The following is a 24,400-nucleotide window of genomic DNA, read 5'->3' on the forward strand; positions in this document are numbered from 1 at the left end:
CGACCGTGGCCCAGAACTCAGCACATGGCACGCCGTGGCTGGTGGCGATCGACATGCAGACGATCTTCGGCGATCCGTCGAGCCCGTGGTCGAGCGCGGGCTACGGGGATGCGTCCGCAGGCATCCGCCGGTTGCTGCCGCGATTCGCAGACCGGGTGATCTACACACGCTTCATCGCGCCGGAGCATCCTGTCGGGTCGTGGGTGCCGTATTACAAGGACTGGTCCTTCGCCCTGGTGCCCGCTGACGACCCGCTGTACGACGTGACGAGCGAGTTCGACACAGCCGGGCACTCGATCGTGAGTCGCACGACGTTCGGCAAGTGGGGTGAGGAGCTCGCCGCGGCAATGCACGGCAGCACGGAGATGGTGCTGGCCGGGGTCTCCACGGACTGTTGCGTGCTCTCGACCGCGCTCGGTGCAGCGGATGCCGGGGTGCACGTTCGCGTCGTATCGGATGCCTGCGCCGGGGTCAGTCCCGCCGACCACCAGCGCGCGCTCGACGCCATGGCGCTCTACGGCCCGTTGATCGAGATCGTGACGGTCGACCAGGTGCTCGCGGATTCGGCGTGACCGCGCGGTCCTTTGCGGGCGGCGGCTCGGCCGTGGGCCGGGGCTCATCGGCAGGGCAGGGCTCATCGGCAAGGCAGGGCTCCTTGGCGGGTAGGCTCGACCGGGCAACGGCGGCACTATATGGGCTTGCGATTGGCGATGCGCTCGGCATGCCGACGCAGCTGATGTCGCCGCAGCAGGTTCGGGAGCACTTCGGCGTGATCGATGGATTTCGGGCGGCTGATGCCGATCATCCGATCGCGGCAGGGATGTCGGCCGGCCGGATCACGGACGACACGGAGCAGGCTCTCCTGCTGGCGCGCGCACTGGTTGCCGGCGGCGGGCACGTGGACCCCGCAGGCTTCGCCCGGTCGCTCGTCGAGTGGGAAGACGACATGCGCGCACGGGGTTCGCTCGATCTGCTCGGCCCGTCCACGAAGGCGGCCGTCGCCGCTGTCGTTGCGGGCACACCGGCCACCGAGGCCGGCCGATTCGGCACGACGAACGGCGCAGCCATGCGCGTGACGCCGGTCGGACTTGTACGGCGCGTACGTGTCGCGGACGATCTGCGGGCGGCGGATGACCCACGTGTTGCGGAGGATCCGCGTGCCGACCCAGGCCCGCGTGCCGACGAACGCCCGGGTGCCGACGAGCTGAGTGCGCTCGTGGACCTCGTCGCCGAAGCCGGTCTGGTCTCGCACAACACATCGATCGCGATCGCCGGAGCGGCGGCGGTGGCGGCGGCGGTGAGCGCGGGAATCGACGGCGCATCCGTCACGCAGGGCATCGAAATCGCGATCCGTGCGGCTGCGGTCGGTGGAAAGCGCGGGCACTGGATCGCCGGGGCCGACGTTTCGCGTCGCATCGAGTGGGCTGTGTCACTGGCGCGACCGGATGACTCGCAGGGTTCGCTGCGCGACATCACCGAACTGGTGGGAACGAGCCTGGCAACGCAGGAGTCTGTGCCAGCGGCCTTCGGCGTTCTCGCGCTCTTCGGTGCCGACCCATGGAAAGCCTGCTGCGCCGCGGCCTCGCTCGGCGGCGACACCGACACGATCGCCGCGATGGTCGGCGCGGTTGCAGGAGCGTGTTCCGGGATGCGCGGTCTGCCCGAGGCAGCTGTGGAAACGGTGCGATTGGTGAACGGGCTGGACCTCGCGCCGTTGGCGCGCCAGCTGTTGGAGCTGAGGTGAGCCTCGAACCCGCCGATGCGCCTGGCCGCGGGCAGGGCAGTGAGCCCGCCGATGCACCCGGCCTCGAACCCGCCGATGCGCCGGGCCGCGTGGCCGGCCCCGCAGATCACTCGGTCTACGTACCGCGGCTCATCTGTGCCGGCAACGTTGTGATCGATCTCGTTGCCACCGTGCCCATGCTGCCTGAGCGCGGTGGCGACGTGATCGCGCACGCGGAAGGGCTGCATCCTGGCGGCGCATTCAACGTGATGGTCGCATCAGCGCGCCAAGGCCTGCCCGCCGCGTATGCGGGCGCGCACGGAACGGGGCCGTTCGGCGACCTGGCGCGCGCGGCGATGGCGACCGAAGGCATCCGCGTGCTGTTGCAGCCGACGCCGGAGTCTGACACCGGCTACGACATCGCGCTTACGGATGCTGGCGGCGAGCGCACGTTCGTGACCGTCGTCGGTGCAGAGGCAACGCTCACCGACGAGCGGCTTGCGGCTGTTTCAGTGGGCGGTAGAGACAGCGTCGTCGCTTCGGGATACGGTCTACTGCGCGACCCGAATGCCAGCGCGATCGCCGAATGGCTTGGGCATATTCCCGATTCGGCATGCGTTCTGTTCGACCCGGGCCCGCTCGGGCACGACATCGCACCGGACATTCTGAATGCCGTGCTGGAACGAGCCGATTGGTTCAGTTGCAACGAGCGCGAAGCCTTGCGTTTGACCGGCACAAAAGACGCCGGTACTGCGAGCGAAGTGTTGGTCGCCCGATCACCGCGGTGTGGCATCGTGGTGAGGCTCGGCGCGCGCGGCTGTCTGCTCGTGCTTCCGGGTGAGCTGCCTCGTCTGTCCCAGAGCTTTGCGGTCGCCGCGGTCGATACCAATGGCGCTGGTGACGCGCACGTAGGAGCGTTCCTCGCCGCTCTGTCCGCAGGGCTGTCCCCAGATGCGGCGGCACGGCGCGCGAATGCCGCCGCAGCTCTTTCGGTCACCCGCCGCGGCCCCGCTACGGCGCCGACGCACGCCGAGCTCGATGACTTCTTGGCGCGTCGGCCTCCGTTGTGGTCCGCGTCCGCGGGTCGGTGATCGGCATCCGCGGGTCTGCGAGCGGCATTGGCGTACCATGTGTGCGCTCAGTGACTGGGTGGCGAAGCCCATGTGCCATTCATAGTGCGAGCAACGGCGGAATCGACGAATTGCGCACAATTTGCCCGCATTTGACTCGCTCGTCCTTTCGTGGAGACCTCCCGAAGGGACCGGGAGCGGAAGAGGTCCCTGAGGTCCGGCCTTCATGGGGTGCCGGTTCGAAAGTAGTCAGTTGAAATTCGCCTCATTAACACGACGCGCATTGATTAATGTTCAGCAAAAGGCTATTGATCACTGTACAGTGAACATATGTCCAAAGTTGAACGTTTAGCGATAGCAGCTCTCCGCAAAGCCGTTCCCAAGGCGCGGATCGAATTGATAGCTTCAGGAGATAGCGCTGCAGACGCGAGTATTCAATTCGGGGACGGCGCACCGCTCAAAGTGGATCTTCGTTGGGCGGGTCACGGCTTTCCCCGTGATGTGGAAAGGGCCGCAGCGCCGCGTGTTGGCTCATACCCGCTGGTCGTCGCCGCATATTCCTTGTCCCCAGGAGGCCGCGACATCCTGAACGCTCGAGGTATCAGCTGGGTGACGATGTCGGGCGCAGCGCAGTTGCATGTGGGATCGATCTTGGTGGAGCGCGATGGTGAAGCGGTGCCCCCGGCCTCTCTGCAGGACAGTGGCACGAAATTCCCGCGTTGGACAGCTTCCTTGGAGACAATCGCGGAGACGATTCTGACCGGATTTGCTCAGTTTCGGAACCCAGTGCTTCCGACGGTCCGCGAACTGGCAGACCGTACAGAACTCTCGGTTGGTACGGTATCGACAGCCGTAAGAGAGTTCGCACGACTCGGGTGGGCTACGGCTGATGTTGGTCGAGGTAGAACCGCTACCCGTCGTTTGACGCAGCCGGGACTGATGCTGGATTCGTGGGCGAGACAGGCTGCGCGATCCACTGGCATCAGCGGTTACTCGTCGATCTGGGGCGACCCAACGCAAACCGCAAGGGCGATCCAGAGCGAACTCGGCCATGACGTGGCCTTCGGTGGGCGTTTCGCTGCCGACATGCTCGCCCCGTTCTCCACGGCAGTGCCGCGTCTGCGCTGCTACGTGAAACTCGATTTAGATGTCAACGCTCGGCAGCGCCGCTTGCAGGCAGCCGGCGTTACGGCGTTCGCGGCGGAGTCGACTGTCGAAGTCGCTTCCACCAATGGCGCGGTATTGGCGGCGGCCTCTTCGCGCAATGGGCTCCGCCTCGTCTCGCCCGTCCGTGTGTACTCAGACCTACTTGTCGAGGACGCCCGGGGCCCAGAAGCGGCCGTCCACCTGAGAGAGACTGTCCTAAGGTTCTAACGTGCCTCCACATTCACCCCGCAGCCGCGAAGGTCGCGAGCTTGCTGAGCAAGCGTTCGACAAGTTACTTGATGCCTGCGGTGACAAATGGCAGGAGTTGGTCCTGATTGGTGGCCTTATCCCTGACACGCTGGTTGAGTCGTCAGAACCGCACCAAGGGACCCTCGATGTGGATGTGCTTTTGTCGCTCGCACTCGAATACGACAGAGACGATGAAGACTATTCCTGGCTGGAGGCTGCACTCAAGAAGGCTGAATTTGTCAAGGCAAAGCCGAATATCAGCTGGCGGTGGATTGTTGAGGTCGACCAGTCGCCAGTGATTGTGGAATTCCTGGTCGACGTTCCCGACAACCTCGAATCGGAGATCAACCTTCCGGGCACTCGTGACCTGACTGCGATGAACCTATCTGGACCAGGGCCGGCGTTAAAAGACGCGCGCGTAATCGAGTTGGGTGGCCGACTAGCTCGCGCGGCAGGGGTCGGCGGCTACCTCACCGCGAAAGCAGGCGCGATCGTGCGGCGCGACCTGCGGAAGGATTTCTATGATTTCGCATTCGTTGTGATCCATGCGGTCCGCGCCGAGGGACCGGACGCCGTTGCGATGGCCGTCGCCAGCGCTTGCGTTCCCGGACTTACGGTGATTCGAAACCCGCGCGAAGACGTAATTAGCGCGTGTCATCGGTTCGACGGACCGCACTCGAACGGTGCTCGCATTTATGCCGCCGAAGCGCGAGCCGCCGGCTCGACGACAGACATTGCAGCCCTCCAGGCTCAAGCGCAAGGAGCTATCGGTGCGTTCTTATCAGCATTTGAGCGAAGCGATCCCCAGATCTAACGTGAACTAACTCCGCACCGTATTCGCGACTCGCAGACCTTCGGGTTCGTGAGAGGTATTGCCGCAATGGCCGCAGCAACGGTTCCAACTTGCCAGCGCGAATGCCGCTGCGGCTCTCGCGGTCACGCGCCGCGGCCCCCCAACGGCACCTACGCACGCCGAGGTGGACGACTTCCTGCGCCATCGGCCGGGTCTGTGATCGGCGCCCGCGGGTGGTGAGTGCGCGTTCCGTAACAGGCTGGCGATGCCTCTGTGCCATTCATAGTGCTCGTTGTGTCGGAATCCCTTGCCATTCCAGCACTTCGCGCACTCCGAATGAAGGCACAGGCACCGGAGGGCAGGAAAGATAAGGAATTCACCCAATGACCGGTTGGGGCCTTAGAGGACAGGCTGAGTTTAGTCAAACGAATTGACAGCCCCGACCTCGAAAGCGGTGAACAGTCAGATGCTGTACTCGGAACTGTACGCTCAGCAGCGATTGAACGAACTGGAAACGGAACGACGCGCGCGGGCGCAACACATCGCAGAACAACGCCTTGCAGAACAACGCATCGCAGAACAGCGCATCGCAGACCACTGGCGCGCGGATGCCGATCAGGCTCGTCTCGCAGCGGCGGCTCGACCGCGTCACGCCAAGCGGCGTGCTCCGTCAGCGGCTCGCACGACGAACATGTCCGGCTGGGCGTAGCCGTGCTCGGCGAACGCGCCATCGATGGCGGCTTGCACGTGTGAGATCAGGTGGCTGGGAACGAGCGCGATCGCGGACCCGCCGAAACCGCCGCCGGTCATCCGTGCGCCGAGGGCGCCGAAGTTCTGTGAGATTTCTACGGCGAGGTCCAGTTCGGGCACCGACACCTCGAAGTCGTTGCGCAATGAACGGTGCGATGCGTCCAGCAGGTCGCCGATCGCGGCGGGGCCCTGCTCACGGAGCAGCCTGACGGTGTCGAGAACCCGCTGATTCTCCGTCACGACGTGACGCACCCGCCGGAACGTCTCACCGTCGAGTACGTCACGCGCGTGCATGAGCTCGGCAACTGACACATCGCGCAGGGACGCAACGCCAAGCGCTCTCGCACCGGCCTCGCAGGAGGCGCGGCGTGCGGCGTAGTCGCCGTCGGCGTGGGCATGCTCGACCTTGGTGTCGATCACGAGGATCGCCAGGCCGGCGTCATCGAGCCCCAACGGGATCACCGCGGATTCCAGGCTGCGGCAGTCGATGAAGATCGCAGAATCGGCGCTGCCCAGTAGCGATGCGGACTGATCGAGGATGCCGGTCGGTGCGCCGACCACCTCGTTCTCAGCGAGATGGCCCACGGTGACGAGCGTGTTGAGGTCGAAGTCGAGCCGCCAGGCATCGTTCAGTGCGACGGCTACGGCGCACTCGATCGCGGCGGATGAGGACAGACCGACACCGATGGGGACATCCGATTCGAGAAACAGGTCAAAGCCGGGAACGGCGGCCAGATCCGCACCGACCTGCCCGAGCGCCCAGGCGACGCCGAGTGGGTACGCGGACCAGCCGCTGACCGTTTCCGGCCCGATCTCGGAGAGTTCGATTTCGACGGCGTCGTCGGCGAATGCGCTGGCGACGCGGATTCGACGGTCGTCTCGCACAGCCAGTGCCGCGATAGCGTGACGGTTGATTGCGAAGGGCAAGACGAAACCGTCGTTGTAGTCCGTGTGCTCGCCGATCAGGTTCACCCGCCCCGGGGCGGCCCACAGACCCTGCGGGGCGGAATCGAAAACGCGCTCGAACCCGGCCCGCGCCGCGTCGCCGAGAGAGGGTTCGTTCGCGTCGCTCATACCGGGTTCTCCTCGTCTGACCTCGCCAGCGCGGCCCGCAGTTGTTTTGCCTGCTTTTCGGGCGGTACATCGCCGATCCACGCGCCCATTGCTGCCTCGCTGCCGGCCAAGAATTTGAGCTTATCCGCAGCTCGTCGGGGTGACGTCAACTGCAGCATGAGACGGATGTCGTTGCGATGCACCCAGATCGGTGCTTGATGCCAGGCGGCGATGTACGGAGTCGGCGTGCCATAGAGCGCATCAACCGCGCGAAGCAGCCGCAGGTACTGCACGGCCAGTTCGTCGCGCTCATCCGTGTTCGTCTCCGTGAAGTCGGCCACCTGGCGGTGCGGCAGCATGTGCACCTCGAGCGGCCAGCGTGCTGCGAACGGCACGAATGCGCTCCAATGCTCGCCCGCGAGAACCAGGCGCCCTGCGGCGCGTTCGCTGCGCAGAATGTCGTCGAAAAGCGTCGGTCCGTATGCCTCGACCGATGAGACCAGTCGCTGCGTGCGCGGCGTGATGTAGGGGTAAGCGTAAATCTGACCGTGCGGATGATGCAGGGTCACCCCGATCGCCTCGCCGCGGTTCTCGAAGGGGAAGACCTGTTGGATGCCGTCGAGAGCTGACAGTTCCGCGGTGCGGTCCGCCCACGCCTCGATCACCGTGCGGGCGCGGGAGCGGCTCAGACTGCCGAATGACCCGGTGCTTGCCGGGCTGAAGCAGACCACCTCGCACCGGCCGATTGAGGTGCGAGTGCGGCCGATGCCCAATTCGCCGAGGTCTTCGAGCCCGAGCGGTGCGTTCTCGCCAGCCAAGGCAGGACCGAATGACGGAGACCGGTTCTCGAACACGGCGACGTCGTAGTTGCTCGGCACCTCAGACGGGTTCGTGGGGGATTGCGGCGCGAGCGGGTCCAACTCAGCCGGCGGCAGCACGACCCTGTTCTGCCGCGACGCCGCGATGGAGATCCACTCACCGGTCAGCACATCTTGACGCATCGTCGCCGTGAGCGGGCGCGGCTCCAGCGTGCGCAGGTCTGCCGAGCGCTCGGGCGGCAGCGTGGAGTCGTCGTCGTCGTAGTAGATGATGTCGCGACCGTCTGCAAGCTGCGACACCTTTTTGGTGATCCCCGAGGTGAGCATGGTATTACGATAGCGAAAACCGTGCTTTCGATTACGAAAGGAATCGTAACGAGTTGGGCGCATCAGCGGAGCGACCTCCTCAGGACAAGCCCTTCGAGACGGTCGCAGAGCGACCTCCTCAGGACAAGCGTCAGGAGCGGCTCGCGCGCATGGTCGCCGAGCGTGGATTCGTACGTGTCGTGGATGCGAGTGAGGAACTCGGCGTCAGCCTGGTGACGGTGCGCAGTGATCTCGGGGTGCTGGAGGCATCCGGAGTTCTGCGCCGGGTGCACGGCGGGGCGGTCGCAATCGACAGTGTCGAGCCGTCGTTCGAGCGGTCGCTGGCCAGCTCGGCGGAGGAGAAGCTGCTGATCGCCGTTGCGGCGGCTGACCTGGTGACGTCTGGATCCAGTGTGCTCGTGGATGTCGGCAGTACGACCGCCGCTGTCGCCCGCGCACTCGTCGCGCGCGGCGACCTGCACGACGTGACCGTGATCACGAACGGGCTCAGCATCGCGCTCGAATTGGAGGTCGCGATTCCGCGATTCCGGGTCGTCGTGACGGGAGGAACGTTGCGCCCACTACAGCATTCGCTGGTCGCGCCGCTGGCCGCAGTCGTGCTCGAGCAGGTGCACGTCGACCTGGCTTTTATCGGTTGCAACGGCGTGCACGCCGTCGAAGGCGTCACGAACCTGAACCTGCCGGAGGCTGAGGTGAAGCGGGCGATGGTCGCCGCATCGACGCGCGCGGTCGTCGTCGCAGACGGGTCGAAGATCGGCGCCGTGCAACTCGGGAGGATCGGTCCGCTGTCTGCGTTCGACACCGTGATCACCGGTGACACGGCAGATCCGGATGCGCTCGCGGCGTTGCAAGCCGCCGCCGGCCCCGCGGTCGTGGTCGTCGCTCGCTGAGTAACTCCGTTGGTCGAGTAACGAGCGCCAGCCCCTCGTTGGTCGAGTAACGAGCGTCAGCGAGTGTATCGAGACCTCGTGACGGGTGTGGGGGTCTCGATACGCGCGCTCGCTGGCGCTCGCGTGCTACTCGACCAGCGGGGGACGGGGGTCTCGATACGCGTGCTCGCTGGCGCTCGCGTGCTACTCGACCAGCGCGTGGCGGCATGGCGGCGCAATAGGCTAGAGCAATGCGTGCACCGACCGGAGAACAGTTCGAACTCACTAGGCGAACAGCCGCAGGGCAGGCCAGGGCGTTCGTCACCCAGGTGGCTGCGGGGCTGCGCCACTACAGCGTCGGCGGCATCGACTTGACGGAGCCGTTTGCCGTGGAGTCGACCCCGCCGTCTGGCAACGGCATCGTGCTGGTGCCGTGGCCGAACCGAGTCAAAGACGGCCGGTGGACCCTGAACGGCAAACAGCAGCAGCTGAACCTGACCGAACCGGACCGCGCCAACGCCATCCATGGGCTGCTTCGCTTCGCGCCATACACGCTGGCCGAGCGCAGCGACGAGACGGTCACGCTCGCGGCAACCGTGTTTCCGCAGTCCGGCTACCCCTTCCTGCTTGACACAAGCGTGCGCTACGAGTTGGTCGAAGACGGTCTGACCGTGACGCACAGCATCACCAACGTCGGAACGGCGGATGCGCCGGTTGCGGTGGGAACGCATCCGTACTTCACGATCGGTGACGTTCCCACCGAAGACCTGACGTTGACGCTGAACGCGGCGACGCACTTCACGGTCGACGACCGCCTCAATGTGGTCGGTGAGCATCCGGTCGATGGCACGGAGTTCGACCTGCGAGCGGGCGGCCGCGTCGGCGACTTGCACCTCGACGACGGCTGGGGCGACGTCGGGCTTGTCGACGGGCATTCGGAGCAGACCTTGACCGCCCCCGATGGCCGCACGGTGTCGATGTGGGCGGACGAACACTTCCGCTACGTGCAGGTGTACACATCGCGCGAGCTGAAGAGCCTGCCGGCCGGGCAGGTGGCGATCGCGATCGAGCCGATGACGGCGCCGACGAACGCCCTGAACACGGGCCGCGACCTGAAATGGCTCACCCCGGGCGAAACCTGGAGCGTCGCGTGGGGCGTGCGGCACACCGGGTTCTGACCCGCTTCGGCGCGCGAGCCGGCACTCGCCCGACTGCGCGCCGCGCGTCGGCGAAGCGTGCATGCATTGCGGTCGCCTGCCTCGCCACCGTCGCGGCATTGAGCGGATGCGTGTCCTCCGGCCCCCCGCGGCCCGCGTCATCGGCCGCGTCGGTCACGCCAGCGCCTGTCACGCCCGCGCAGGCATCGGGCACGCCGCTGCCGACGACGATCGACAACGGTCTGGCGCGCACCCCGGTGATGGGTTTCAACGACTGGAACGCTTTCGGTTGCGACGTCAGCGCCCGCCTGATCGAGCAGACCGCGGCGGCGATGGTCGCGAACGGCATGAAGGCGGCTGGCTACGACTATGTCAACATCGACGATTGCTGGATGGCGCGGGGGCGTGACGCGGCCGGTCATCTGGTGCCCGATCCGGTGAAGTTCCCCGACGGGATCGCGGCGGTCGCGGCATCCGTCCACGCGATGGGGCTGAAACTCGGCATCTATGAGAGCGCCGGCGCGATAACGTGTGAGAAATTCCCGGGCAGCCTCGGCCACGAGACCACCGATGCCAACGATTTCGCGGCGTGGGGCGTCGACCTGCTGAAATACGACAACTGCGGCACGCCGTCGGAACGCGCAGGTACGCAGGCCCGCTACCTCGAGCGTTACACGACGATGGCGCAGGCACTGCAGGCGACCGGCCGCCCGATCGTGTACTCGATCTGCGAGTGGGGCTGGCGCGACGCGCCGAGCTGGGCACCCGCTATCTCGAACATGTGGCGCACGACCCGGGACATCACCGACAGCTACGCGAGCATGCTGAGCATCGTGAAGCACAACGCGACCCTTGCCTCCGCTGCACGCCCCGGCGCGTTCAACGACCCCGACATGCTCGAGGTCGGCAACGGCGGAATGACCGAGACGGAGCAGAGATCTGAGTTCTCGCTCTGGGCGATCATGGCTGCGCCGTTGATTGCCGGTACGGATCTGCGCTCCGCGTCTCCCGCGACCCTTGCGATCTATACGAATGCCGATGTCATCGCCGTCGATCAGGATGCGCTCGGCCTGCAGGGCAGTCTGCTCACGTCGAGAGGCGGACTGTTCGTCTTTGCAAAACCGCTGGTCGGCGGCGACGTGGCCGTCGCCCTGTTCAACTCGAGCGACCACACTGAGCGGATGTCGACCACGGCCACCGCCGTCGGCATCCGGTCCGCGGTGGGCTCGCTCACACTTACCGACCTCTGGTCGAAGCAGGTCACGACGACAACGGACGCGATTACCGCCGTGGTGCCGGCGCACGCAACAGTGCTGTACCGGGTGCGCGGCGGCGGTGTGCGGTGACCCGGGTGGTGAGCGGTGTGGCTCTCTGGCTGCGTCGCTCTATCGCTCGGCGAGGGTTGCTGGCGGCGACGGCGGCAACCTGTGTCGTTGCCACATTTCTCTTGGTCTCGATCGTCGGTTTTGCTCTGCAGTCCGAGCGCCCGGCCGTGCGCGCAACCATTGCAACCGGGCCGGTGTCGTCCGTCGGCATTCGGGCGGAGACCACGTTGGGCACGGACGCGTCCGCCCAGGATGCGGCCGCTCGTGCGGTGATCGCGCACGAGTTGCGCGGTGTGGACGTGCACGTGTATCGCAGCGTCGCCACTGCACCCGTCACCCTGGCCCTGGCACGTACGGGCGCATCTGCGCCGACCGCATCTGCGCCGACCGCATCTGCGCCGACCGCATCTGCGCCGACCACCGCTTCGCCGACCACCGCCATCCTCCTCGAAGACGCCGCAGCCGTACGCGACCAAATCCACGTCATCGCCGGCAAGTGGCCGGTCAGCGCACAGCCGACAACCGCACAGCCGACAACCGCACAGCCGACAACTGCACAGCAGGCAACTGGGCAGCAAGGAGTTCAGCAGCAGGCTGCTCAGCAGCGGGGGACCGCGCGGCAGGCCGGCGCCGTGGCGTACCCGGTTGCCGTGCAGACGAGTGCCGCGGAATTGCTGGGGTTGAAGATCGGTGACACCGTCGATATCCCGTCGGACAACGGAGCCTTGCAGTTGCGCGTCGCGGCAACCTGGCGGGCCGCCGACGCGGCCGACCCGCTCTGGTTCGACGACCGACAGGTTGTCACGGGACGCTCGGGTGCCGCGGTCGGCCCGCTGATCGTCGCCCCGGATGCCCTCGGGCACCTGGATGCGACTCCTGCCGTGCGCTGGGTCGTAACGCTGGATGCCGCCGCTCTCACCCCGGCGCAGCTTCCGCAGCTGGTTCACGGATTCGGTTCACTGTCGGGCGCGCTCGGTGCCAACAGCTCCGTGTCATCGACCATCGTGACGGTGACGGGCGACGGCGGGCAGACCGCGCGCGGCATGACGACGTCGCTGGCTTCGCTCGGCGCTGTCGTTTCTCTTCCGATCGCTGTGCTCGCGGTTGCCGTGGTGCTGGCGTTGATCCTGCTGGCGAGGCTGCTGGCCGATACGCGTGAATCCGAGACAACGCTGCTGCGCGCGCGTGGCGCGACCTCAGCAAGGTTGCTGGGTGCTGCCCTGTCGGAGTCCGGGATCGTCGCGGCGGTCGGAGCGTTGGTTGGGGTTGCCGGGGCAGCGGCGGTCCTCGCCTGGCGAACCGGATCGCTGCCGAGCCCAGCGGTGCTGGTGACACCACCGGTTCTGATCGTGCTCAGCGCCGTGATCGTGCAACTCAGCGTCGTCGGTGCGAGTGTGCGCGGCAGTCTCGGACTCGCGCGCGATGCCGGGCGCATCCGGTCGGCGTCATCGCTCGGCGTCACCGTGCTTATCGTGATTGCGGCAGCCTTTGCCCTGTGGCGCTTCCTGCAATTCGGCGATTCGAGCGGAACTGGCGGCGCCATCGACACGACAGGGATCATCGCGCCCGCCCTGGCGTTGCTCGCCGCCGTGCTGGTTGGTTTGACCGTCTTCGCTCCGCTCGCCCGCCGGTTGGAGAACGGGGTGTCGGGCGGCTCCGGCGTGATGCTGGCGCTGCCGGTGCGTCAGGTCGGCCGGGGGCTAGCTTTCTTCGTCGCCCCGGTGGCCCTGATCATCCTGACAATCGGCACGACGACTCTCGCCGCGGGGTTCGTCGGAACCTGGTCTGCGTACCGCAGTACTGCGGCTCAGGTGGTCAACGCAGGCGAGCTGCGCGTATCAATCGGAACGGCCGCACCGATGCTCGGCCTCGACAACGCAGCGGATACCGCCTCCTACGCCTCCCTGCGCGGCGTCACGGCCGCTATACCGGCCATACGCGCAAGCGCCGTCCTCGGCACAGGAACGGCGCCGGTCGTGGCGGTTCCTGTCGCGCAGTTGGGGGAGGCGTTGACGCCGGACGGAGGCGTGATCGGGGCCGACGGCATCCGCTCGGCGCTCGCCGTGTCCGCCCCCGCGATGCCCGGCATCGCCTTGCCACGCAGCTCCCGGTCGCTGTCGATTGCCTACTCGGCGGCAGTCGCGTCGCCTGTCGCACCGGCAGTTGCGCCGTCGATCGCGCCGTCGGATGGCGATGCGCCGCTCCGCACGGTGGCAGTCACGGTGTGGCTTGCGGATGCCGACGGCACAGTCCTGCCCATCGCCTACCCGACCACCCCGCTCAGTGCCCTGTCGGATGCCGCCGCCACCGTTCAGACGAAGCCGGTGAAGCTGCCCACCGGCGGCCCGTGGCGCGCAGTCGCCGTCGACGCTGCATTCAGCGGAGGAGTCGCCGGCGACCACTATCGGTGGACCCTCACCGGTGCAACAGCGCAGGACCCAGGCCCGATGCCGGTGCGCGTCTCCGACGCACACGGCTGGAATGTGGCACCGGATGCGTTCAGCACGGATTCGGCTGCTCGCGGAGCAACGATGGGCATCGGACTCACAGTGACGAATGCTGCCGCGCCCCTCGGCAGCACAGTGCGGTTGATGCCGGGTGCGGCGCACCGGCCCTCGATCGTGGTGACAGGCGCACTCGCGCGCGCCAATGGCCTGTCGGTCGGGGACAGCGTGTCGCTCGACGGCGGCTGGTGGGCGGCGGCGGCAACCGTCGCGAAGATCGTGCCGGTTGTTCCCGGGGAGCACTCAGAGGCAGCATTGTTCGATCTGCCAACGCTTCAGGACGCCCTGCTGCGCACCACAGCGGCACCGGCCGCCGCGAACGAAATCTGGATTGCTACGAAAAACCCGCAGCAGACGCTCCCCGCCGTGTCGGCGGTTGCAGGTCCGAGCGCGGTCATCACGTTGCCGGACACGTCCTTCGTCGAACGGTTCCTGGGCGCAGCAACCCTGGCGCTGTGGCTGGGCTGCACGGGCTGTGTCGCCCTCGCGATGATCGCGCTGGCAGCAGCAACGACCGCGCTCTCCCGTCGGCGCCGGCCGGAGGTGGCGGTGTTTCGCGCGCTCGGCTTCTCGGCGAGACAGCAGCGTCGCTCACGCGGCGGCGAACTGGCGGTCATCGCGACCATCGCAGCCGTGATCGGGGTCGCGACGGGCACCGCCGTGGCGTTCCTAGTGGTTCCGACATTGACCCAGCTCGCCGTCGTGACAGCCCCAGCGGCGTTGCCGGTTCAGCCGGCCGTCGATCCTCTCCTGCTTTCCGTCGGCTATCTGGTCGTCATCGCGGCGATCGCCGGGGTGGTTCTCGCGTACTCGGGAGCAGTCGGCAGACAAGCCGGGGACACCGAATACCGGGAGGCGACGCTGTGAGGCGGCGCGAGGCATCCGGCCCGCGATTGCAGCTCAAACAAGCGGCCGCATTTCGGGGCGGACTGATCGCGCTCGGCGTCGTCGTGCTGGTCGCGACCGTCGCCGTGACGGCATGGCCGCGTGCGGTCGCCACCTTGTTGACCAGCGACCTGCAGCATCGGGTGTCTGTCACGTCACCCGTTTCACGGGACGTGGAGACGACCGTGACGACGTATCCGTATCGCGGTCAGGTGACAGGCGACCTCCTGCGCCAGCCGACTGTGACCCAGATCGTGACCCAGCAACTCGCGGCGCAGCGGGCATCGATGCCCGTGCCCCTGAAAAACGTGCTGATAGCTGGGGATGCGGCAACGCGCAGCACGCCGCTCAGTACGTCCGGGCCGCGGTTCAACTATGCGTACAACGTGCAGCTGGAGGGCTACGCCGGTTTGGAACAGGCCTCGACACTGTCGTCAGGGCGCTGGCCGCGAGCGACCACTGCCGGCCAGGATGACACAGCCGTTGAGTTTGTCATGACCGGCGGGACGGCGACGGCGATGGGCTGGAAGCTGGGTGAGACCCGGCGGATCCGGCTCGGCGGATTGCAACCGGTCGGCACTGTGACGCTGGTCGGCACGATCACGCCTCATTTGGCTGCTGATTTCTGGCAGCGCGAACCGCTTCGGGCCAGTGCCGCTTTGGAAAATCTCGGAGACCGCGGGTTCAAATTGACCGCGATCGGCTGGGTCGCCCCAGCACAATGGCACCAACTCGTTTATCAGGTCGGCGCGAACACCTACGGCTGGTATGGCGTGAACAGTTCAGCGTTCACCGCATCGACGGTCGGTCAAGTGCAAGGCCAGCTGGCCCGGTTCGTCGCGGCACCGCCCCCGCCGGGCGCTGCCGTGCCGCTGCGCTTCGACACGCGACTAGACGCCACCCTGTCCGACTACGTCGCCTCGGCCGGCCCAGCCCAGACGCTGCTGTTTCTCCTTGCCACGGGTCCACTCGGGGTTGCGCTTGCGGTGCTGTTCCTCGGCATCGAGTTGCTCGTGGAACGACGCCGCAGCGCGCTGGCGCTGTTGTCCGCCCGAGGGGCGTCCGCACTGCGCATCCGCGGCTCACTCGGGCTGGAGGCGCTCGTGGTGAGTCTGCCGGCGGCCGTGCTCGGTGCGGCCGTCACGGTGCTCCTGCTGCCGGGACCGGTGGATGCGCTCACGCTTCTGCTTGCCGCGTGCTGTGCAATTGTGCCCGCCTTGGCCATGGCGGTGCTCGGCGGCCCGCAGTCGCGTGCGGAGCGCCGGTTTGCGCGAGGTCAGAGCGATGAACGTGCCCGTAGCTTTGCGGGCGGCCACGGCTTTGCGGGCGGCGGGCGTTTTGCTCGGTGGCGGTGGATCATCGAGTTGGCGTTGGTCGCGATTGCAGTCGTCGCTGCGTTGACGCTGTTCCAGCGCGGGCTGACCCCGACGGTCGGGAGTATCGCCGCCGATCCGTTGGTGGTGGCGACACCGCTGCTGATCTGCATCGCGGTAGCGATCCTCATCATCCGTGTGCTGCCCGCACTGCTCGCCGCTGTGGCCGCCGTGCTGCGCCGTCGGCGCGGTGCGGTCGGCTTCGTCGGGGCGATTCGCGGCGAACGCACCTCCGCAGCCGTGCTGGTGCCTGTTCTTGCGGTGCTCGTCGGAGTCGCGGTCAGCGTCTTCTCGTCGGCGATCTTCACAACGGAAACGACCGGCGTCGAGCAGTCCGCGCGGGGCCAGGTCGGAGCGGATCTCAGCGTCAGCGCCCCGCAGTTGACCGCTGCCCAACTCGAGCGGATGCACAGCATACCCGGCGTCGCCGCTCTCGTCACCGTTGCGCAGGCCGGTTACGCGACGCTGAACCTGGACGGGTCGTCCCAGGCCGTGTTCCTGCTCATCGCCGACACAGCAGCTCTTGCCCGGCTGCAGAGCGATCTGCCCGGTTCGGCGCGCACTCCCGAAGGGATGGGGCGGGCGATCGACGCGCGTGCACCGATGCTGCTCGGCGGTTGGGACACCAACCTGCAGTCACGCGACGGCACACTCACCGGCGACGGCACTCCACTATCCGTTCGGGTGGCCTTGCCAACGGCGGTGCCGGGCGACTTCATCACCACGACACCGTGGGTGCTTCTGGACCCCCACGCCGTGCCGAAACAGTTCGAGCTGCCGTCGCCGACGGTGACGACGGCGCTCATCACGGTGAAACCGGGCACCGATCAGGCGCAGCTCGCCCAGCGCCTGCAGGCGATCGGCGGCGCGAACACGTCGGTGGAGACGGCCGCAGCCAGGGTCGGCGTTGCGCGCAGCGCACCGATCGTCGGCGGGCTCCAGGGGATGCTCATGGTCGGGCTCGCCCTGTCGGTGCTGCTCTGCCTGCTCGCACTCTCGCTCACGCTGCTTGTGAATGCGGCAAACCGTCGCCGATTTACCGGGATGCTGCGCACGCTCGGCTTCACGGCCAGGCAGTCTGCAGCGTTGGTGATGTGGGAGATCGCACCGATCGTGACGGCCGGGCTGATCGGCGGCATCGTCGCCGGACTCGTGCTGCCGATGGTGATCCTTGCGCCGCTGAATCTCGCCGCTTTCACGGGCGGACTCGCGCATCCGACCGTGGTGATCGATGCAGCGCTGGTGGCGATCGCTGTGGGCGGATTCATCGTGCTGTGTGCGGCGGTCGCCGTGTTCGCATCATTCAATGCGCGTCGGTCGAATGTTGCGACTATCTTGCGAACGGGAGAGGACGAATAGGCGATGACAGCCGAGGCGACGAATTCGACAGGTGCGGCTGGCGCTCGGGAGGGCGACAGTGCGATCGTCTGCTCAGATCTGGTGCGCATCTTCGCGTCGGATGGCGTTGAGGTGCAGGCGCTTCAAGGTCTGAATCTGCGGGTGGAGCGCGGTGAGATGGTCGCCATCGTCGGGGCATCCGGCTCTGGCAAGTCGACCTTGCTCGGCATCCTTTCCGGATTGGATCGCCAGACGGCAGGCACGGCTTCCGTGGCGGGCAGGAATCTGCTGACGCTGAGCCGAGCTCAGCGGGTCGACTACCGGCGGCACACCGTCGGGTTCGTCTGGCAGCAGACGGGGCGCAACCTGCTGCCGTACCTGACAGCCGCAGAGAATGTCGCAATGGCACGATCTGTCGCCGGCACCTCGCGCAACGCGGGCACGGCCGACGCGCCGGGCAGCGCAGGCACCGTGGCCGCCGCGCGCCTCGATGTGGATGCGCTGCTCGAGCTGCTCGAGGTGGGGCACTGCGCCGACCGCACGCCGGCGCGGCTGTCCGGCGGTGAGCAGCAGAGGGTCGCGATCGCGGTGGCGCTCGCGAATCAGCCGGCTGTTCTGCTTGCGGATGAGCCGACGGGCGAACTGGACGACAAGACATCCGCTGACGTGTTGGAGGCGATGCGCGGAGTGAACCGCGAGCTGGGCGTGACAACGCTGATCGTCACGCACGATCCGACCGTGTCCGAGCATGTCAGACGCACCGTGCAGATTCGCGACGGCCGCACCTCGACCGAGGTGCTGCGCCGCACGGAGCAGCACGAATCCGGTGCACAGCGCACGGTCGCCGAGGAGTTCGCGGTGATCGACAGGGTCGGGCGGCTCCAATTGCCGCAGGAATACCTGACGTCGCTGCAGCTGCACGACAGGGTGCGTCTGGCGCTTGAGCCGGATCACGTCGGCGTCTGGCCGGGTCAGACACGACTGACGCCAACGGGGCCGGATGGTCGGGCAGTGCCAGGCGAATCGGCGGAGCCGGAATCGCCGGAGCCGGGGCCGGAATCGCACGAGCCGGAGTCGCCGGAGCAGGATTCGGAAGCCGAGCCGATTGCGGGGGAGCCACACCATGAGTGAGACGGATGCGCTCGGCCCGGTGTTGCGCGCGGAGAACCTGTCGCGCGTCTTCGACGACCGCGTCGCGCCGATCACGGCCGTGGCCTGCGTCAGCCTGCAGGTCTCGCCGGGCGAATTGCTGGTGATCCGAGGGCGCTCCGGCAGCGGCAAGACGACGTTGCTGAATCTGCTGGGCGGCCTGGACAGACCGACCGAGGGGACCGTCTGGCTGGGTGAGCTCGAGTTGAGTGCAGCATCCGAAGATCGGTTGGTTCAGGTGCGCAGACGCGACCTCGGCTTCATCTTCCAGACCTTCGGTCTGGTGCCGGTGCTGTCCGCAGCGGAGAATGTGGAGCTGCCGCTGCGGCTGCTCGAGGTGGAGCCGGCGGAGCGTGACGCCCGGGTAGCGGAACTGCTCGACCGGGTGGGCCTCGCGGAGCACGCGGCGCAGCGACCGTCGGAGCTCTCCGGTGGCCAGCAGCAACGGGTGGGCATCGCCCGTGCGCTTGCTGTCACACCGCGCGTGCTCTTCGCGGATGAGCCGACCGGTCAACTGGACTCTCTGACCGGGGCCGCGATGATGGACTTGCTGGTTGGGCTCGTGCACGACGAGGGCGTTGCGGCCGTGGTGACGACGCACGATCCGATGTTGATGCAGCGCGCAGATCGCGTGCTGGAGCTGCACGACGGCCGGCTGCGCCACCCGGTGGGGCGTCACGTTGCTGGCGCGGCCACTCGATAGGCCGCGGCCATACGATAGGGCATGAGGCGACACCGAACTGCCGCAGGGGTGAGGAACGAATCATGCCGGATCGCACAATCGTGCACGCGGACTTCACGCTCGAGCGCGACTTCACGGCACCGCCGAACCAGGTGTTCGCCGCGTTCACGAGCCGTGCGGTGAAGCGCGCCTGGTTTGCCAAGCCCCAGGATGCGCGCGCTGAGCACTATGAACTGGACTTCCGCGCCGGCGGGCAGGAACTGAAGCGCGGCAGGCACGTCGATGGCCGCATGCGCACGTCGACGACGCACTACCTCGACATCGTGCCGAACGAACGCATCGTGTGCACGTACGAGGTCGGTCTCGACGACGTGCTCATCTCCGTGTCGTTGGCGACATTCGAGTTCCTGCCTGAAGAGGATGGAACGCTGCTCATCCTCACGGAGAGCGGCGCGTTCTTCGGTCGATCCGAAAAGCCGAAATGGCGCGTCGCATCCGCCGAGACGATGCTGGATGCGCTGGACGACTACCTGGAGGAGTCGTCTCGTCTCATCTAAGTTGAGGCAGATCGAAGAATCGCGTCACTTTCAGAACTCGTGCGCCTGACCGGAGCGAACGAAATGAGCGGCCCAGGTCGCGCCCAAAAGGTTGTTGCATTTGACGCCCGGTCATCGGGCTCAATGTCAGGACACCTACACGGGCACCCTGCGCACAAGCGAGCCTTGGAGCCCAGTGATTACGGGGGAGTGCCCGCTGAGGGTCTCGCTTGCGGGCGTGTCAGCTGGGTGTGAGAATCTGGTTTCATCCCATCCACTGAGGTCAAGGAGTGGCGAGATGGCCGTGACTGCCCAGATCGCCTGTGCCGGGAGAGCTTTGCTTTGTCCGTGACATTGGTGCCGATGACCGGCAATTCAGGTGTTGGCAAGTCCACGGTCTGCGCTCGCCTGAAAAGTCAGGGCGAGTTAGCGATCGACGTCGGCCGAACTGTGGAGGAGGCCGCTGACGCGATTCTTGCTGCCGTTGCGAAGACCGCCAACTACGAACGTCCGGGATGATTGCGGAGTGTCGTTTGCAGGGCGCTCCGGATATTCTCGGCGTCGATCTGCTGGTTGGTTCGCCAGGCGATTATCCCGTCGGGGCGCACCAGTACTGCGCCTTGGTGCGGGATCCCGAACGCGCGCGGCCAGGTGTGTTCCTCATCGCTGGGTGTGTTCGTGTCGTGCATCAGTTGCGTTCGAATGGGCAGGCCGGCCGTGGCGAAGACCCGTTCTGCGGTGAGGATTGACTCTGCGTTTCCGCAGAGCAGCACGAATTCCGTGCCGAATAGGTCGGTGGTGTTCCGCGCGCTGTTGTCGGTGAGATCCTGGACGCGGTCGAGGCGGACGAAGGCAGCCCGCGTTCCAGGTCTTCCGCTCGGGGTGCGGGGATCCTCGAGCTCCGCCGTGTCGCCCGGTTCCTCAGTGTCGCCCGGTTCCGCTGGGGCGAACGCGCCGCGGAGGAACCGAAAACCGAACAGGATCGTGGCCGGATCGATCGGTGGCGCGGCCGGCTGTGTCCCGTTTCCGGTTCGTAGTGTCATCTGTGCCAGTTGCTGGGATGCGATCAGTTCGGCGAAGGGCCGGCGCTCGTCATCGTGGGTCTGCAGCAGTGAGATGCCGGCGTTGCCGCGAATGATTGCCGCAAGTTTCCAGGCCAGCGAGTAGGCGTCCAGGATGGCGGCGTTGCCGCCGAAGCCGCCGGTGGGCGGCATGAGTTTCGCGGCATCGCCGATGAGCGCAACCCTGGTGGTGGCAAACCGGTCGGCAATGCGCAGCGCGACCGTCCAGGGGGCGATATCGATCACGTTCACGTCCAGATCCCGGATGCCTACCGCCCGGCGAACCAGGTCCTCGGCTTCGGTCCCAGACGGGCTGGTTCCTTCGCTGCCGACGTGGAGCGCATAGCGGCCGTCGGTATCGGTTGTGACGAACGTCGCTCCTGGCAGCTCACCGCGCAGGTGATAGAGCGCGAACCGTCGACCGTTCAGTGGACCGGACAGGTCGGCGTCGAAGAGAATGCAGTTGATCTGGCCGAGATCGCCTGCCCCGTGCCAGCCGATGTCCAGTTGTTCCCGGATGGCGCCGCGGTGCCCATCCGCAGCGATCACGAATCGCCAGCGACTCTCAGCCTCTTCACCGGTGTGAAGATCACGCAGCATCACCCGAACGTCGTCTTGGCGCTCCTCCACGCTTTCCAGCCGGGTCGAGAAGCGAAGCTTCGCACCGAGCTCCCATGCCCGCCGTTCGAGGATGGGTTCGACGCGTTCTTGGCTTGCCAGCCCCCATGGCGCGGGTGAGAACCTCCCGAAGTCAGGATTCTCATCCCCCACGATCACGTGATATTCCTGGCCGACCAGTGATTCGGCGATCACCACATGCAGTCGATCGGCGATCGAGGCGTCGAGCACGTTCTGGTCCACACCGGCGACTCTCAATGCCTCCATCGTGGGCGGCACCTGTCCCCGTGCTCGCGGTTGAACAGAAGTCGACTCATGCCGCTCGACCAGCGTCGCTTTGACCCCGTGAACAGCGAGGAACATCGCCGCCGACAACCCGGCGAGCCCGCCGCCGACGATGAGGACATCGCCCACGTCTTGTGAATTCTCGTCCGGTTCAGGCATAATGGCTCCTAGCTGTTTATCTCAGTTGATCGGATATCTCGGTCTATCGAACTATATTCTCGGGAGAGCCCACCGATGTCAAGTGCTCAGGCGCAGCGTGTGCAGGAATGCTCGCAGCTGATGCGGGAGAACAGTTCACGCATGCTGCTGCTGCATCAGCGCATCGCAGAATCGCTGGGGCTTGGCCCCACAGACCTGAAATGCCTGGACCTCTGCCGTGGTGAGAAGAACGTGACGGCCGGGCGCGTGGCCGAGGTGACCGGCCTGAGCACCTCGGCGGTCACCGCCGCGCTGGACCGACTGGAAACCGCCGGATTCATCACGCGCGAACGCGACACGAAAGACCGGCGCAAGGTGCTGGTCAGATCTACCGGCAGGCGAGATGCGGAAGTGGAAGACGCGTTCGCGCCCCTTGCGCGCACCACCAATCAGGTTCTGTTGGAGTGCAGCGCCGAAGAACTCGACGTCATCGCCAGGGTGTTACGCAAGATGAACGCCGTGGCCGCGGAGCCCGAGCGCCTCGATGCGAATCCCCAGTCGAGCACAGCTCCGCATGCCGCACCCACCACCCCCTGACCCTGGCTCACGCATCGGTGATGAGCGAGTAACACAGCAATCCCACCGGCGGTATGGCCGGTGTCGCGGCCACCTCGCGCTCAAGTGCACCGCGAGTCCCAGTATCCGGCACGGGATTGCCCGCAGAGGTTTCGGCTAACGGAGACGTTATGGACTTCGGTTTACCAGTTGAGCTGAACGATCAGTGCCACGTTTCGATGATGGCGGTGTGGCTGGGTGCCGTGGTGTACTTCCGGTCATCGGTGAGCAGCGGCATGCCCAGCGACTCGGACAACGCCACGTAGAACGCGTCATAGGCGGTGAAGTTGTTCCGCAGTGACAGAGCCCGTCGCTGGTACGGCTGCATCGGGTAGCGCACCAGTGGTAGGTCGGCGAAGTCGTCGAGCATCTCCTGCGCTCGCTTCACATCGATCTTGATCGTGGGTTTCGTGGTCAGCAGCAGGCCGCGGATCGCTGAACTCACCTCGGCATCGATCAGCGCCGGGGCGTACACGAAACGCTGCTGGCCGAACCGGTCGCGCAGCAATTGGTCTCCGTGGCGGTTCTGCAGTAGCCGCACGACGATCGATGCGTCGACGACCGTCATTACCGTCGGCCATCGTCAATGAACGTGCGGATGTCCTCACCCGCGGCCTCAACGCTGGCTCGGGAGCCGATCCGCGCAAGCACATCCGCCATCGCAGGGCGAGACGTGTCGTCGTGGATCAGCTCCCGAAGGTAACTTGACAGCGACATGCGGCGCGAAGCAGCGCGTGCACGTAAGGTCTCGACTTCTTCGGCAGGGACATCGCGAATCTGAATAATTTCCGTATTCATAAGGTCAGGATACTCCCGATTCATGAATTGTGCATGCATCCAATGACTACTGATGGCTTCCCTGTGGGTACCCGACCTGGATCGAAACGCGGTCTCGAGTGCATGGTCACGATGCCCGGAAATGCCGCCCGATAATCGTCCGGCCTACGGGCGCATCGGGACCGTCTGGCGCGATGGCTTATGTCGGTAGTCCATGCCATCGTGAGATTTGCATATTGAACGCATTCGCCCGGAGGGGCTTGTCCACAGTCCAGCCTTCAGCCATGTCGCCGTTGTGCCGGCCGGTGCAACCACGATCTACGTTGGCGGCCAGAACTCGGTCGCGGTCGATGGCTCGCTAGTCGGCGAAGGCGACGTCGCGGCACTGTCAACTCGCGCCCTGGAGAACGCCAAGACTGCGCTGGCCGCAGCTGGCGCGACTATCGAAGACGTCGTGCAGTGGACGGTACTGTTCGTCGACGGGGTTGACCTAGCAGCGGCGTATGGAGCGATCGCACCTGCGCTCGCTTCGGACGAGCCTGCCTTGGTGACGGGGGCTCGGGTCGCTGGGTTGGGTGTTCCGGGCCCGCTGGTCGAAATTGGTGCCGTCGCCGCCATCGTTCGGTGATGGTCAAATACGTTGCGCTGCTGCGAGGGATTAACGTCGGCGGCAAGAGCCTGATCAGCATGCGAGCCCTCGCCAATTGCTTTCGCGAAGCCGGATACGAGGGCGTTCGTACGCACATTCAGAGCGGCAACGTTCTGTTCGCATCAGTCTCGCCGGGTGGTGCAGACCTGGAGGCCGCACTTGAACGGATGTTGCGGCAACGCTTCGATACTCCGATTCCTACAATTGTCCGGTCGAGAGATGAGCTTGCCGCGACGATCGCAGCAGCGCCCGCGAACCACGGCTCCACGGAGCTTCGTAGCGAGGTGTTCTTCCTCAAACGACAACTGACCGCGGCCGCGGTGATCGCGCAGCTGCCAGAGTTGCGCGAGGGCGTTGACTCGATCTCCTCTGGCCCCGGCGCGCTCGACGTTCCGCTTGTGGGCGGCGCGCGAAGCGATGAACGCTCTCAAATCTGCCCCGGAAAGAATGCTGAATTCCCGCTCGCTGGGCGTCCCTCATAAGGACTGGTTCGACCTGGGACGAGTGCCG

At 66.2% G+C, this 24,400-nt stretch carries 21 protein-coding genes; 16 read left to right on the forward strand and 5 right to left on the reverse strand.

Translation table 11 applies throughout. The features are described 5' to 3' along the window. Window positions 1-5: 5 nt before the first annotated feature. The 4 genes from QU604_RS04910 to QU604_RS04925 all read left to right on the forward strand — a co-directional run bounded on the left by QU604_RS04910 (window position 6) and on the right by QU604_RS04925 (window position 5,002). Complete coding sequence (locus QU604_RS04910) at window positions 6-572, forward strand: cysteine hydrolase family protein (protein WP_308467675.1); 567 nt, start codon at window positions 6-8, stop codon at window positions 570-572. Beyond that, a complete protein-coding gene (locus QU604_RS04915) occupies window positions 569-1,744 on the forward strand; it encodes an ADP-ribosylglycohydrolase family protein (RefSeq protein WP_308467676.1) in 1,176 nt (391 codons plus the stop codon). The genes QU604_RS04910 and QU604_RS04915 overlap by 4 nt, the downstream gene beginning before the upstream one ends. Then, window positions 1,741-2,814: a PfkB family carbohydrate kinase gene (locus tag QU604_RS04920; RefSeq protein ID WP_308467677.1), complete on the forward strand. Its 1,074-nt coding sequence runs from the start codon at window positions 1,741-1,743 to the stop codon at window positions 2,812-2,814. Before QU604_RS04915 ends, QU604_RS04920 begins: the two co-directional genes overlap by 4 nt. Window positions 2,815-4,168: 1,354 nt before the next feature. Beyond that, the gene (locus QU604_RS04925; RefSeq protein WP_308467678.1) at window positions 4,169-5,002 is read left to right on the forward strand and encodes a hypothetical protein; all 834 of its coding nucleotides are present in this window, start codon (window positions 4,169-4,171) and stop codon (window positions 5,000-5,002) included. Between the two features lie 627 nt (window positions 5,003-5,629). On the opposite strand, the gene galK is transcribed toward QU604_RS04925, so the two are convergent. Then, on the reverse strand, window positions 5,630-6,805 hold the full coding sequence (gene galK / locus QU604_RS04930; RefSeq protein ID WP_308467679.1) for a galactokinase: 1,176 nt from the start codon (window positions 6,803-6,805) through the stop codon (window positions 5,630-5,632). Further along, complete coding sequence (gene galT, locus QU604_RS04935) at window positions 6,802-7,929, reverse strand: galactose-1-phosphate uridylyltransferase (protein WP_308467680.1); 1,128 nt, start codon at window positions 7,927-7,929, stop codon at window positions 6,802-6,804. Before galT ends, galK begins: the two co-directional genes overlap by 4 nt. Before the next feature lie 53 nt (window positions 7,930-7,982). Here galT and QU604_RS04940 point away from each other — a divergent pair, with 53 nt between their 5' ends. The 9 genes from QU604_RS04940 to QU604_RS04980 all read left to right on the forward strand — a co-directional run bounded on the left by QU604_RS04940 (window position 7,983) and on the right by QU604_RS04980 (window position 20,266). Beyond that, the gene (locus QU604_RS04940) at window positions 7,983-8,819 is read left to right on the forward strand and encodes a DeoR/GlpR family DNA-binding transcription regulator (RefSeq protein ID WP_308467681.1); all 837 of its coding nucleotides are present in this window, start codon (window positions 7,983-7,985) and stop codon (window positions 8,817-8,819) included. 230 nt (window positions 8,820-9,049) lie between these two features. Further along, on the forward strand, window positions 9,050-9,976 hold the full coding sequence (locus QU604_RS04945; RefSeq protein ID WP_308467682.1) for an aldose 1-epimerase family protein: 927 nt from the start codon (window positions 9,050-9,052) through the stop codon (window positions 9,974-9,976). Between the two features lie 110 nt (window positions 9,977-10,086). Next, window positions 10,087-11,301, forward strand: coding sequence for a glycoside hydrolase family 27 protein (locus QU604_RS04950; protein WP_308467683.1), 1,215 nt, complete (start codon window positions 10,087-10,089; stop codon window positions 11,299-11,301). A 17-nt stretch (window positions 11,302-11,318) separates the two neighbouring features. After that, window positions 11,319-14,651 carry an FtsX-like permease family protein gene (locus tag QU604_RS04955; RefSeq protein WP_308467684.1) on the forward strand — a complete coding sequence of 1,111 codons (3,333 nt, stop codon included), beginning with the start codon at window positions 11,319-11,321 and terminating at the stop codon, window positions 14,649-14,651. Next, a complete protein-coding gene (locus QU604_RS04960) occupies window positions 14,648-17,401 on the forward strand; it encodes an FtsX-like permease family protein (protein WP_308467685.1) in 2,754 nt (917 codons plus the stop codon). Before QU604_RS04955 ends, QU604_RS04960 begins: the two co-directional genes overlap by 4 nt. A gap of 3 nt (window positions 17,402-17,404) precedes the next feature. After that, window positions 17,405-18,511: an ABC transporter ATP-binding protein gene (locus QU604_RS04965; protein ID WP_308467686.1), complete on the forward strand. Its 1,107-nt coding sequence runs from the start codon at window positions 17,405-17,407 to the stop codon at window positions 18,509-18,511. Then, the gene (locus QU604_RS04970) at window positions 18,504-19,232 is read left to right on the forward strand and encodes an ABC transporter ATP-binding protein (protein WP_308467687.1); all 729 of its coding nucleotides are present in this window, start codon (window positions 18,504-18,506) and stop codon (window positions 19,230-19,232) included. The genes QU604_RS04965 and QU604_RS04970 overlap by 8 nt, the downstream gene beginning before the upstream one ends. 62 nt (window positions 19,233-19,294) lie before the next feature. Further along, window positions 19,295-19,768, forward strand: coding sequence for an SRPBCC domain-containing protein (locus QU604_RS04975; protein ID WP_308467688.1), 474 nt, complete (start codon window positions 19,295-19,297; stop codon window positions 19,766-19,768). Window positions 19,769-20,110: 342 nt separating this feature from the next. After that, the gene (locus QU604_RS04980; RefSeq protein WP_308467689.1) at window positions 20,111-20,266 is read left to right on the forward strand and encodes a hypothetical protein; all 156 of its coding nucleotides are present in this window, start codon (window positions 20,111-20,113) and stop codon (window positions 20,264-20,266) included. On the opposite strand, the gene QU604_RS04985 is transcribed toward QU604_RS04980, so the two are convergent. Beyond that, complete coding sequence (locus tag QU604_RS04985) at window positions 20,248-21,870, reverse strand: FAD-dependent oxidoreductase (RefSeq protein WP_308467690.1); 1,623 nt, start codon at window positions 21,868-21,870, stop codon at window positions 20,248-20,250. The two genes, QU604_RS04980 and QU604_RS04985, sit on opposite strands and share 19 nt — an antisense overlap. 141 nt (window positions 21,871-22,011) lie before the next feature. Here QU604_RS04985 and QU604_RS04990 point away from each other — a divergent pair, with 141 nt between their 5' ends. Continuing rightward, entirely contained in the window at window positions 22,012-22,446 is a 435-nt protein-coding gene (locus QU604_RS04990; protein ID WP_308467691.1) for a MarR family winged helix-turn-helix transcriptional regulator, read from the forward strand. A 181-nt stretch (window positions 22,447-22,627) separates the two neighbouring features. Here the strand turns inward: QU604_RS04990 and QU604_RS04995 are convergent, their stop codons facing one another. Together QU604_RS04995 and QU604_RS05000 are read right to left on the reverse strand one after the other, a co-directional pair. Beyond that, window positions 22,628-23,032 (reverse strand): type II toxin-antitoxin system VapC family toxin, encoded by a 405-nt coding sequence (locus QU604_RS04995; RefSeq protein WP_308467692.1) that lies wholly within the window; start codon window positions 23,030-23,032, stop codon window positions 22,628-22,630. Then, window positions 23,032-23,262: a hypothetical protein gene (locus tag QU604_RS05000; protein ID WP_308467693.1), complete on the reverse strand. Its 231-nt coding sequence runs from the start codon at window positions 23,260-23,262 to the stop codon at window positions 23,032-23,034. Before QU604_RS05000 ends, QU604_RS04995 begins: the two co-directional genes overlap by 1 nt. Before the next feature lie 208 nt (window positions 23,263-23,470). On the opposite strand from QU604_RS05000, the gene QU604_RS05005 reads away from it, so the two are divergent. Continuing rightward, window positions 23,471-23,869: a Rid family hydrolase gene (locus QU604_RS05005; protein ID WP_409349996.1), complete on the forward strand. Its 399-nt coding sequence runs from the start codon at window positions 23,471-23,473 to the stop codon at window positions 23,867-23,869. Beyond that, window positions 23,869-24,372 carry a DUF1697 domain-containing protein gene (locus QU604_RS05010; RefSeq protein WP_308467694.1) on the forward strand — a complete coding sequence of 168 codons (504 nt, stop codon included), beginning with the start codon at window positions 23,869-23,871 and terminating at the stop codon, window positions 24,370-24,372. Before QU604_RS05005 ends, QU604_RS05010 begins: the two co-directional genes overlap by 1 nt. Window positions 24,373-24,400 lie beyond the last annotated feature (28 nt).

The organism is Rathayibacter sp. SW19 (genome assembly GCF_030866825.1).
GTDB lineage: Bacteria > Actinomycetota > Actinomycetes > Actinomycetales > Microbacteriaceae > Rathayibacter_A > Rathayibacter_A soli.